Origin of the sequence: Rhodococcus sp. ENV425 (assembly GCF_002887785.1) — a bacterium.
In the GTDB taxonomy this organism is placed as follows: domain Bacteria; phylum Actinomycetota; class Actinomycetes; order Mycobacteriales; family Mycobacteriaceae; genus Rhodococcus; species Rhodococcus aetherivorans.
On sequence record NZ_PCZU01000182.1, the window covers coordinates 1 to 11,271 of the forward strand.

Annotated in this window: 12 protein-coding genes; 8 read left to right on the forward strand and 4 right to left on the reverse strand. The window is 71.1% G+C overall.

Translation table 11 applies throughout. The features are described from left to right. Window positions 1–1,737 (reverse strand): N-acetylmuramoyl-L-alanine amidase (locus CQZ88_RS14950; RefSeq protein ID WP_102799965.1); only part of this gene is annotated, 1,737 nt, incomplete at its 3' end. A 320-nt stretch (window positions 1,738–2,057) separates the two neighbouring features. Here CQZ88_RS14950 and CQZ88_RS14955 point away from each other — a divergent pair. Continuing rightward, a complete protein-coding gene (locus CQZ88_RS14955) occupies window positions 2,058–3,611 on the forward strand; it encodes a SpoIID/LytB domain-containing protein (protein ID WP_043801815.1) in 1,554 nt (517 codons plus the stop codon). A gap of 15 nt (window positions 3,612–3,626) precedes the next feature. Here the strand turns inward: CQZ88_RS14955 and CQZ88_RS14960 are convergent, their stop codons facing one another. Then, the gene (locus tag CQZ88_RS14960) at window positions 3,627–4,613 is read right to left on the reverse strand and encodes an LLM class F420-dependent oxidoreductase (protein WP_029547015.1); all 987 of its coding nucleotides are present in this window, start codon (window positions 4,611–4,613) and stop codon (window positions 3,627–3,629) included. 198 nt (window positions 4,614–4,811) lie between these two features. Here CQZ88_RS14960 and CQZ88_RS14965 point away from each other — a divergent pair, with 198 nt between their 5' ends. The 4 genes from CQZ88_RS14965 to CQZ88_RS14980 are packed head-to-tail and all read left to right on the forward strand — an operon-like array spanning window position 4,812 to window position 7,804. Next, entirely contained in the window at window positions 4,812–5,852 is a 1,041-nt protein-coding gene (locus CQZ88_RS14965) for an AvrD family protein (RefSeq protein WP_006937175.1), read from the forward strand. After that, window positions 5,849–6,913 (forward strand): beta-ketoacyl-ACP synthase III, encoded by a 1,065-nt coding sequence (locus CQZ88_RS14970; protein ID WP_102799966.1) that lies wholly within the window; start codon window positions 5,849–5,851, stop codon window positions 6,911–6,913. The genes CQZ88_RS14965 and CQZ88_RS14970 overlap by 4 nt, the downstream gene beginning before the upstream one ends. Then, complete coding sequence (locus tag CQZ88_RS14975; RefSeq protein WP_006937172.1) at window positions 6,894–7,145, forward strand: acyl carrier protein; 252 nt, start codon at window positions 6,894–6,896, stop codon at window positions 7,143–7,145. The genes CQZ88_RS14970 and CQZ88_RS14975 overlap by 20 nt, the downstream gene beginning before the upstream one ends. Then, complete coding sequence (locus CQZ88_RS14980) at window positions 7,142–7,804, forward strand: HAD-IB family hydrolase (RefSeq protein WP_049904216.1); 663 nt, start codon at window positions 7,142–7,144, stop codon at window positions 7,802–7,804. Before CQZ88_RS14975 ends, CQZ88_RS14980 begins: the two co-directional genes overlap by 4 nt. On the opposite strand, the gene CQZ88_RS14985 is transcribed toward CQZ88_RS14980, so the two are convergent. Together CQZ88_RS14985 and CQZ88_RS14990 are read right to left on the reverse strand one after the other, a co-directional pair. Further along, on the reverse strand, window positions 7,750–8,586 hold the full coding sequence (locus tag CQZ88_RS14985) for a helix-turn-helix transcriptional regulator (RefSeq protein WP_180987023.1): 837 nt from the start codon (window positions 8,584–8,586) through the stop codon (window positions 7,750–7,752). The genes CQZ88_RS14980 and CQZ88_RS14985 overlap by 55 nt on opposite strands. Window positions 8,587–8,688: 102 nt before the next feature. Further along, window positions 8,689–9,096 (reverse strand): helix-turn-helix domain-containing protein, encoded by a 408-nt coding sequence (locus CQZ88_RS14990; protein ID WP_006937168.1) that lies wholly within the window; start codon window positions 9,094–9,096, stop codon window positions 8,689–8,691. A gap of 201 nt (window positions 9,097–9,297) precedes the next feature. On the opposite strand from CQZ88_RS14990, the gene CQZ88_RS14995 reads away from it, so the two are divergent. The 3 genes from CQZ88_RS14995 to CQZ88_RS30200 form a co-directional block, all read left to right on the forward strand. Continuing rightward, a complete protein-coding gene (locus CQZ88_RS14995; RefSeq protein ID WP_006937166.1) occupies window positions 9,298–9,924 on the forward strand; it encodes an FMN-dependent NADH-azoreductase in 627 nt (208 codons plus the stop codon). Window positions 9,925–9,958: 34 nt separating this feature from the next. After that, on the forward strand, window positions 9,959–10,663 hold the full coding sequence (locus CQZ88_RS15000) for an AAA family ATPase (protein ID WP_065923197.1): 705 nt from the start codon (window positions 9,959–9,961) through the stop codon (window positions 10,661–10,663). Between the two features lie 11 nt (window positions 10,664–10,674). Continuing rightward, window positions 10,675–11,271, forward strand: a 597-nt coding sequence (locus CQZ88_RS30200) for an alcohol dehydrogenase catalytic domain-containing protein (protein ID WP_258008615.1), incomplete at its 3' end; no start/stop codon positions are given.

Below are 11,271 nucleotides of genomic sequence, written 5' to 3' on the forward strand. Positions count from 1 at the left end.
GATGGCGCCGTTGACGAACTCGGCGCGCTCGTAGCCCGCCTTGGCGGGCAGGATCCCGGACACGGCGGTCCCCAGACGGCCGGTCTCGCCGCCCTCGGCGATCCACTTCTGCGCCAGCGGCGAGTTGTCGGTGAGCCGGATCAGCTCTCCGACCAGGTCCGCGACCTTCTCGGCCGAGCCGGTGTCGGGCAGGCGGTCCGCCGATCCGGTGGCCGGGGCCCCCGCGTCGACGTCGGGCAGCTGCGCGCGCGGACTGTCGGTGACGAGGTCGGACGAGTCGTCGCTCGGGGTGCTGGGCGTGGTGCTCTGTCCGGCCGCGGTCGCCGCGGCGATGTCACGGATCTCGTCCATCTTCGCGTAACCGGAGTCGCCGGGGCAGCTGGTGTTGCCGACGTCGCGGTGCGCGAAGATGATCGGCAGGTCCACGGCCGCGCCCTGCGGGTACGGGGTGAACGACGTGCCCTCCGAGTACATGGTGGTCTCGCCCTTGGGGTCGAGACCGGCCTTGGCGAGCCGCCAGCCGAGGAAGCGGCCCACCGCGTCGACCGTGGCCTTCGGCGGTTCGACGTTGGAGAAGTCGCCCATCATCGCGATGCCGACGGTGTTTTCGTTAAAGCCGCCGGCGTGCGCGCCCTGCACGGGCTTGTCCAGGCCGCCGGCGCGGCCCTCGAAGATCTGGCCGTAGCGGTCGACGAGCACGTTGTAGCCGACGTCGCACCAGCCCAGGGTCTGGGCGTGGTAGGCGTAGATGGCCCGCACGATCTCCGCCGATTCGGCCTTGGAGTAGTCGTTGCTGCCGGCGGTGTGGTGCACGGTGGCGCCGCCGAGCTCGTCGTCGTAGGTGGCGTCCTGGCAGCGGATGGACTCGTCGGCGCCCCACTGGGCTCGGGTGATCACCTTCGGTCCGGACCCTCCGACCGGACCGGCGATGTCCTCGAGCGCGGCGTCGGCGCTGCTCGACCCCGGGTTGATGAGCACGGCGCTGACGTCGTCGGCGGCGGCCCGCGCGGGTTCCTGGGCGTGCAACGGCCGTGACGACGACGCCGGCGCATAGCCCAGCTCCGGCTGGGCCGGAGCGGGCGCCGGTGCAGGGGCGGGTGCGTCCGGCGGCGCGGCCGGGGCGGGAATCTCGGCGCCGGCGAGCGTCGGTTCGGGCGCCGGGCGCGGAGTGAGCAGCACCTGCACGGCCTTGGTGGCACCGACGTAGATCGGTTCGGTGCCGGCCCGCTCGTCGGGGGTCCGGTCGGAGCGGCTCGTGTCGATCGGTTCGGTGGCCGTCCACGGTCCCCAGCTGCCGTCGTCGCGCTGGGCCCGGATGCGTGCGTCGGTGTCGGCGACGTCCTTCGCGGCCAGCGCGATCATGCTGAACGGGGCGTCGCGGGTGAGCTGCTTGACGGTGGCGCCGATGCGATCGACGACGTCGGCGGCTGCGGGTGCGGGCGCCGGGGTGGTCGACGGGGCGGGCGCGGTGATCTCCGGCAGGCCCGCGGCGAGTTCCTTCAGGCTCAGGTCCGGCAGGTTCAGGCCGGTGAGTTCGTGGATCGGGATCACGATATCGGGCACCGAGGCGAGGACGACCTCGGCGATCTCGGGCGGTACGACGATGGGGACGGACTCGTTGGTGGAGCGGACGTCCGATGTGGTGCTCGTGACGCCGTAGACGGCGAATGGGCTGGCGACGGCCAGGGCGGCGACGGCACCCAGGACGATCGACGGCTTCGGTCGGCGATGCGGCACGGTGCTTCTCCCTGTCGGTGTTCGCGGCGGTCCTCGGCCTCGGCCGGGCGGCGCTCGGCCGAGGCCGAGGAGCCGGCTCGAATCGAACCGAATCCTCCGTCATCCGGACGACCCGAAGTGCGGAACGGCCGAGAATCGTGTGCAACTTGTGATTCTGGTGTTACTGGCGTGGCTGTTGTTGCTTCATTCAGTCACTCTTGCCACACTAGTCGCAGACAACCTTAAGCCTCAACCTGAGCTTGAGGATCCGTCTCGAATGTCCGATACGCGCGGACCTGCGTCCGGGCGGCACACGGTGCGAGAACGAGGGAGTGCAGCGCATGCCACGAAAGTCCATCCGCCGGACCCATCGCCGGCGGCGTCTCGTCGTCGGGCGCCCCCTCCGCAACGGCTGGCGGCCCGCCACGGCCCGCGCCGCGGCGATCGGCCTCGCCCCCGCGCTGCTGGTCGGCGCCGCAATCGGCGGGGTGCTGCACGTGCACGCCGAACCCGACGTCGCCCAGGCCGTGGCCGCCGACACCCCCTTCACCTTCGTGGGCTTCGGTCACGGCCACGGTCGCGGTATGGGCCAGTGGGGCGCCTACGGCTACGCCACCGAGCACGGCTGGTCCGCCGACCGGATCCTCGGTCACTACTACGGCGGCACCACCCTCGGCGCCCTTCCCGAGAACACGATGATCGCGGTCCGGCTCGTCGGGCAGGACGACGCGCCCCTCGACGTGTACTCCGACACCGGGATGACCGTCGCCGGCCGGCAGACCGGGCCGGGCGAGGCCGCCCACCTGACGCCCACCGCGGACGGGGGAGCGGACGTCGTCGTCACCGCCGGTTGTTCCGGCGAGGTGCTGTGGCAGGGCCGCGCCGACCTGCCGTGGGTGGACCCCGTCGACATGGGCGAGGCCCGGCCCGTCGCCGAACACCTCAAGCTCTGCGGCAACAGCGCGCCCTACCGCGGCTCCCTCGGTGTCGTCCTCGACGGCTCCGCGCCGCGCACCGTCAACCGGCTGTCGATGGAGGACTACCTGCTCAGTGTCGTCCCGGCCGAGTCGCTGCCCAGCTGGGCCGACACCGGCGGCGCCGAGGCGCTGCGCGCGCAGGCCATCGCCGCCCGCTCCTACGCCGCGGCGGAGAACCGCTCGCCGCTGTGGCAGACGTGCGACAGCCAGAACTGCCAGGTGTACGCAGGGTCCGCCAAGGAGGACCCGCGCACGAACGAGGCGGTGAACTCGACCCGCGGCACCGTCCTCATGAAGGACGGCAAGGTCGTCGCCAGCGAGTTCTCCGCTTCGACCGGCGGTTACTCCGCCGGCGGCGCCTTCCCGTCCGTCGAGGACCTCGGCGACGCCGTCGCCCCCAACCGGCAGTGGGCCCAGACGATGACCGCCGGCGAGATCGGCACGGCCTTCGGCGTCGGCGAACTGCAGGCCTTCGAGATCGTAGGCCGCAACAACCTCGGCGCCGACGGCGGCCGCGTCACCCACGTGCGCATCGTCGGTGCCGACCGCACGGTCGAGACCACCGGTGCCGAGGCGCGCGCCAAGCTGGGCCTGCGCTCCGACTGGTTCACCGTCCAGGAGGGTGCCGACGCCACGGTTCCGCCGTCCACCCCCGCGCCCGAACCCGGCCCCGAGGTCGGCGACGAACCCTTCGAGACCGGGCAGGGCTCACCCATCGAGGAGAAGTACCTCGAGCTCGGCGGGCACGACGGCACCCTGGGCACCCCGGTCGGGCCGGAGCTCATGCTGCCCGACGAACGCGGCAAGTTCCGCGTCTTCACCGGCGGCATCATCGTCTGGACCCCCGACCTCGGCGCCCAGGTGATCGACGCGAGCATCATGCGCGAGTGGCTGCCGGGCACCGGCAGCGCCGAGTAGCGTCTCTTCCCCGGCTCACCGGCCGGCCAGCAGATCTGTGAGGGTGCGGCCGGTGAGTTCGACGATCCCCTCCTCGTGGCCGTTCGTCACGAGATTGACGATCAGTCGGTCGATGCCGTGCCGGAGCACCCGGTGATCGAACTCCTCGGCCACCTCCGCCGGTGTGCCCACGAAGTGCCGATCGGTGGCGGCCGCCGATTCGCGCTCCGTGAGCCGGCGGAGGTCGATTCCCCGGGCGAGCAGGAACTGCCGGTGCAGATCGCGGGCGCGATCGCCGTTCTCGTCGATCATCACGTAGCCGAGGTAACTGACGTCCAGGGACGCCGGGTCGCGGCCGAGCTCCGCGCATCGCGCCCGGACGGCCGCCAGCTTGCGCGGTATTTCGCGTGCGGCGCACAGGATATTGAGATGGTCGGCCCAACGAGCCGCGAAGGCGAACGTCCGTCGTTCGCCCCCGCCGCCGATCAGCACCGGCAGGTCGTTGCGCAGGCGGGGTTCGTTCCGGGCGTCCTCGGTGTGGTACCACCTGCCGTCCACCGAGGGGCGTTCGCCCCGCAGCATGGGCACGACGATCTCGAGCGATTCCCCCAGGCGTTCGAACCGCTCACGGAGCGAACCGAACTCGAAACCGTAGGCCCGGTGTTCGAACTCGTACCAGCCCGCCCCCAGCCCCAGCACGGCGCGGCCACCGCTGATCACATCGACCGTGGTGACCGTCTTGGCCAGCAGGGCCGGGTTGCGATACGTGTTGCCGGTGACCAACGCCGACAACCGGATCGACGTCGTCACCGCCGCGAGCGCCGCGAGCGTCGAGTACGCCTCGAGCATCGGTTCGTCGGGCGAACCGATCAGGGGCAGTGGATAGAAGTGGTCCATCACGAACACCGTGTCGAACCCGGATCTCTCGGCCGCGCGGGCCTGGGCGGCGACGGTGGGGAAGATGCCGGTGGCCGGTCCGGGATAGGTGAAGTTCGGGATCTGGTAACCGAGTCGGATGCTCACGGACCGCAACCGTAGCGCCTCCGAAGTGCCTGTGCGCCAACGAAAGGTGACGCGGATGCCAGCCGAACCGCGTCGGGGCCGGTCGCAGCGTGGTGGTGCCGACACCAGGATCGACACACCCTGGCTGGGGCGGCGACGCCGGTTCACGATGGTGCCGGACACCGTGTTCGGACACCGATGTGATCTGGGGGTAGACACATGGCAGCGGCCGTGGCACAGGGCAGTTTCACGCTGGACTCACCGAGCCGATACCTCGGTCCGGCCGAGGACAGGTTCTTCGGGGCCGGCTATCGCCGAGTCCGGCAGAACCTCCGCTTCGCCGGCCTCCTCGACCATCCGGCGACCGGGATCAGGGCGAATGCCGGCGTGGAATGCCCGTCGGACTGGTCGACGAAGGGTACGACGGCGCAGCGCCCGCACCTGAGCACGATCGACGTTCTGCTCGTCGCCACGCGGGCGGCCGGCGCGGTGATCGGGGCCGCGTACGGTCTCGACGAGGCCGATCTGGCGGCGGCGTGGGTGCGGTCGGTGGTGATCCGCGCGGCCGCCGCGCCCGTCGAGCACGACCTCGGAAACCTGGACGTGACAGCCGAACACGTCCGATCCGAGGTGGAGCCCGGTCGTGCCGAGCACGCCGGACGGAGTGCGTGCGTGGACGCGGTGCGGGTGCGGGTCGCCGGCTTCGCGGTCGAGCTGGAGGTCGTCCACCCCGGAGTGGGGACGCCCGCGTCGCGACTCGACCCGGCCGTGGCCGACCGTCTGCTCGCCCACGCGGCCGGACCCTACGCCGACGGGTACCGCACCCACGAGATGCGCACGCAGGACATCCGCGTGGACGGTACCGTCGCGCACGCCCGGTCGAGGCTCGTCGCCGGCCCCGGCGACGGCATACCCGGCGCCGGACTGGCCGCGCGGTACGAGCCGCACGTGACGCTCGTCGACGCATTCGTGGAGACCCTGCAGCTCGGCCAGATCCTGATGTACGAACTCGACGGGATCGACCGCGCCACGAGCAACACGCTGTGGATGCGCCGCACGGTTCTGCACACCGCCGATCCGGCCGTGCAGACCGAGGCCGAGGTGCCCGTCACCGTGACGTTGGAGGCGCTCCGCTCCCTCGCCCGGGGCGGCGCGCTGTGGCGCGCGTGCGACATCGTCTCCGAGCGGAACGGCACCGCCGTGCGCTGCTCGGTCGCGCACGAACTGCCGGCGCCCGCCGCCGGATCGGACCTGCGGTGACCACCGCAGCGGGCGACCGCGACCGGGGAACGCGCGCCGCCGTGATCGCGGGAATCGGCGGATACGTTCCCGGGGAGGCGATCCCCAATACGGCGTTCGAGCACCGCCTCGACACGAGCGACGAGTGGATCCGCCAGCGGACCGGAATCGGATTCCGGCACTTCGTGTCCGCCGGCACCGCCACGAGCGACCTCGCGGTGGCCGCGAGCCGGAGAGCCTTGACGTCCGCGGGAGAACACGCGGTCGACATGGTGATCCTGGCGACGACCACCCCCGACCATCCCTGTCCCGCAACCGCACCCAGCGTCGCCAGCCGGCTGGGCCTCGGGCCGGTCCCGGCATTCGACGTCGCGGCCGTGTGCAGCGGCTTCCTCTACGCCCTGATGCTGGCGGAATCGACGATCCGTTCGGGCGGTGCCGAGCGGGTGCTCGTCGTCGGAGCCGACTCCTTCAGCACGATTCTCGATCCCGGGGACCGGAACACGGCGGTGATCTTCGGCGACGGAGCCGGCGCCATGGTGCTGCGGGCCGGACACCGCGACGAGGACGGTGCCGTACTCGCGACCCACCTGGGTTCCGACGGGGGACAGGCGGACTTGATCATGGTGCCCGGGGGCGGCTCCCGGGAACGAACCAGCGAATCCGCCTCGACCGGATGGAACCGATACTTCACGATGCAGGGCAAGCGGGTGTTCGAGGCGGCCGTGGCGGCGATGTCGGAGTCCGCGGCCTCCGTCATGGGCCGGGTCGGCTGGACACCGGCGGCGGTGGATCGCCTCGTGGCGCATCAGGCCAACCTCCGGATCCTCCGATCGGTGTCCTACCGGCTCGGGCTGCCCGCGGAACGCGCCCTCGTGCACCTGGACCGGGTCGGCAACACGAGCGCGGCGTCGATTCCCCTCGCCCTCGCCGACGCCGCCCAGCGGATCGGGGCGGGAGAACGCATGATCCTCACCGCATTCGGCGGTGGAACCACCTGGGGCGCGGCCGCGGTGACGTGGCCGCACCTCGTCTCTTCCCACTCTCACACAGGAGCGCAGGATGACTCTCTCGTATCGTGACATCGCGGCCGTCGTCGACGAGCACTTTCCCGAATTCTCCGGCCCCATCGACGAACACACCACCTTCGACGACCTCAGCTGCGACTCCCTGGTGCTCGTCGAGCTCGGGTCGATCCTGTCCGCCCGGTACGCGATCGACGTCGCGGAGGAGGACATGGTGGCGGCGCACACGTTCCAGGGCGTGGCGGACCTGGTCAACCGCCTGCGGGTGGACGACGTCGCGACGGCGTGACCGCACGATGCGCGTTCGTCGACGTGGACGAGACGCTCGTCGCGCAGGTGACGCTGTTCTCGCTGCTGCTGTTCGACGGCGCCGAGCGTGGCGTCGGCGGGCAGGCGCGGGCGCACCTCGCCGGACTGCGGTCGCTGAGGGCGCGCGGGGTGCCGCGAGCGGTGACCAACCGGGCGTACTACACGTGGTGGCAGGGTCGTTCGCTCGCCGAGGTCGCGGCCGCGGGCCGACGGTGGTTCGCGCGACAACTGTCCGAGGGCGGGTTCTTCCACGAAGCTGTGCTCGCGGACCTCGCCGCGCGGACCTCGGACGGTTTCGCGATCGTTCTCGTCTCCGGGTCCTTCGCGCCGGCCCTGGATCCCATCGCCGAACACATCGGTGCGGCGGCCGTGCTGTGCACCGACCTGGAGTCGTCCGCGGGGCGATACACCGGCGTCGTGCGCGCCACGATGCTGGGCCCGGACAAGGCGCGCGCCGTGGCGGCGTATGCCCGTGCCCACGGAACGGATCTCGGCCGCTCGATCGCGTACGGGGACCACGTCTCGGATGCGCCGATGCTCGATCTGGCGGGGGAACGCGTCGTGGTGGGGGAGGGGATGCCCGGTTATCCCGCGACGCGTTCGATCCGCACCGGCGTGTCCGAACCGGTGGACCGATAGCCGGATTCGGGAATCTGTAGAACGAGGGCCCGGCTCGGATCGGACCCGAGTGGGAACGAGACGGTGCGGAAGTCGATGCGTCCGAACTCCTCGTGGCGGAAGGCGAGGAGTTCGGGCGGTTCCGCGCACACGGAGCGTTCGTCCCACAGCGCGGCGAACGCCTCGCTCTCCCGGCAGAGCCGGCGCGCGGTCTCGGCGAACACGGGATCGTCGACGTAGCGCGCCACCTGGAGACGGTACCGGCCGACGAGACTGCGCGCCGTGGCCTCCGGATCGCAGTACCGCTGTGCGCGACCGTCTTCCGTGAAGAACCGGACCAGGCAATTGGTGCCCGCCCGGACGTCGAGCAGGTCCCGGGCCGGGATGTTGGCCACGTCCACGCACCAGTGCCGGTTGACGATGTAGGCCGGCTCGCGGAAACCGTCGACGATGTGCTGGAGTAGATCGTCGCGAACTGTGCTGCGCTGCTGCGTGTTCGGAGACCGGTCGGGCACACCCGCGAGCAGCCGCAGGTGGATCCGCTCCGCGTCGTCGAGGCGCAAGGCGCGCGAGATCGCGTCGAGCACCTGGGATGAGACGTTGATGGGCCGGCCCTGCTCGAGCCAGGTGTACCAGGAGAGCCCGACGTTCGCGAGCGCGGCGACCTCCTCACGGCGAAGACCGGGCGTGCGCCGCCGGCCCGAGGCGACGAGGCCCACATCCGAGGGCGACAGCCGGGCCCGGTGCCGACGGAGGAAGATGCTCAGCTCGGTTCTGCGATTTTCCTTCGACGTCGCGTTCACAGGCGTGAATCCAATCGACGACGGTGCGGCAGGTCAATGCCGCCCGCCGTCGCGGGCGTCGACTGCGTTCGAAATCACAGGGAGTCGGTGCGGCGGACCACGTCACCCGGTGTTGCGGGTCGCGCGGTCGTACTCCTCGCGATGCACCAGGATGTCGGCGATGTTCGACTCCGCCCAGTCCTTGATCTCGGCGACGATCGGGACCAGGGACTCGCCGAGGGGCGTGAGGCGGTAGTCCACCCGCGGCGGGACCGACGGCGTCACCGTCCGCTCCACGACACCGTCACGCTCGAGGGTCCGCAGCGTGGTGGTGAGCATCTTCTGGCTCACGCCGGCGATCGTGCGGCGCAGTTCGCTGTGCCGCCGCGGGCCGTCCGTCAGGGCCGACAGGATCAGCGTCGCCCACTTGTTGCTCAAGGTCTCCAGCACCTGACGTGCCGGGCATCCGGCCAGGTAGATGCTGTACCGGGCCTTCTCCCGCTCGCGTCGTTCACCGGCGGTCGTCGTCATCGAATTCCCCCGTAACCGTTCCCCGCACCCGCGCCCCGCCGCAGCCCGGGAACCTCGAGGTGCCCGAGGCACTCGAAAGTGCCGTCTTGAGCTGCCGCGGCACGCGGATGATGCTGTCCCCTGCAGCCTAGCTGCGTGTGCGGGTGGCGGCCTGCTCGTCGGCACCCGCGGCCTGCGACGACATCTTCCGAGAGGATCCCGATGACCAAGCTCCTGCATGTGAACGCCTCTGCCCGTGGCGAACACAGCCAGTCCCTCGCCATCGCACGGGCCTTCGTCGAGGCGCTGGCGGATCGCCGGCCCGACCTCGAGGTCGACACCCTCGACCTGTTCTCCGCGGACCTGCCGGAGTTCGGCACGGTCGCCGCCGACGCCAAGATGGCCGTCTTCGGCGGTCAGGAACAGACCGCCGAGCAGAAGGCGGCGTGGGACGCGGCCCGGGCCGTGTTCGACCGGTTCGCGGCGGCCGACGTGTACGTGTTCAACGTGCCGATGTGGAACGCGGGTGTGCCGTACGTCCTCAAGCAATGGATCGACATCGTCACGCAGCCCGGCTGGGCGTTCGGCTTCGACCCCGCCACCGGATACGAGGGGCTGCTGACCGGCAAGCGGGCTCTCGCCGTCTACACCAGCGGGGTCTACGCGCCGGGCGTGCCGCTCGAGTTCGGCGCGGACTTCGCCACCACCTTCTTCGACGACTGGCTGCGCTTCGTCGGCATCACCGACACCGAGGTCGTCCGGTTCGCCCCGACCGTTCTGACCGGCGCCCCCGACGAGGACCTGGCCGGCCACGTGGCGCACGCACAGAAGCTCGCGGCCAACTTCTGACCACCGCGAACACCGCGACGGAAAGGCACGCGCAATGCGCTTGGGAATCTCGGGAACCTATTCCTCCGGAAAGACACTGACCTCCATCGCGTTGTCCGAGTACACGGGCATCCCCCGTACCCGGGCGAAGACGATGCGGGAGATCCTCCCCGAGGCCGCCCCCGGCAAGACGCTCGAGGAATGCACGTCCGCGGAGCTGCTGCAGATGATCGTCGTCCGGCACGTCGATCGGGCGATCCACGAACGGAACCTGTGGGACGGGTTCATCTCCGACGGTTCGTCGCTGCAGGAGTGGATCTACGGCTCCGTTCGGGTCACCTACGGCATCAATCCGAACGAGTCGGTGGGCCTGGGCGAAGGGGTACCCGTGCCGCGCACGCCCGAACTGGCCTACTTCGAGGACGTCGTCGCCGAACTGGGCAAGGCGTTCAAGCGGCACGTGAAGGCGACGTTCGACGCCTTCGTGCACCTGCCCAACGAGCTGCCGCTCAGCGCGGACGGGCATCGTCCGGTCAACGAGCACTTCCGTGCCCGGGCCGACCGCATGCTCGAGGAGATCATGGCGGAACTGGCGATTCCGTTCCACGTGGTGGGCGGCGACCTGCCGGCCCGGTTGGAGCGGATCACCGAGCTCTTCGGCTTCACCCCGGTGCTGCCGGTCGACGTCGCCGTTGCCCGGGCGCTCGACGAGTACGCCGCCCTCGACACCCGGATCGAGACCGCACGGGCGGGAGTCTGACGGTGCCGGACATGCTCGCGGCGGTGTACGAGCGCCTCGGCGCGGCCCGGGACGTGCTCGACGTTCGCCGGATGCCGCGACCGGAGCCCGGGCCGGGGGAGGTGCGGGTCCGCCTCCGGCTGTCCGGGGTCAACCCGTCCGATTGGCGGGCCCGGCTGCACGGCCGGGGGACGCCGCTGCAGTGGCAGATCCCGCACTCGGACGGCGTCGGAGTGGTCGACGCAGTGGGGCCGGGTGCCGATCCCGGCCGCATCGGTTCCCGGGTGTGGGTGTGGAACGCCGCGTGGCGGCGCCGGCACGGCACCGCAGCCCAGTGGACGTGTGTCCCCGATCGGCAGGCGGTGAACCTGCCCGAGCACGTCGGGGACGAGCTCGCCGCCGGGCTCGGCATCCCGTTCATGACCGCATGGCACGCCCTGTTCGCGGACGGTCCGCTCGACGGTGCGACCGTGCTGGTGGCGGGCGGGGCCGGCGCGGTGGGGAACGCGGCCGTGCAGCTGGCGAGCCGGGCCGGTGCCACGGTGCTGGCCACGGCGAGCACGGACGAGAAGGCACGGCTCGCGCGCGCGGCGGGGGCGTCCGTGGTGGTCGACTACCGCAGCTCCGAG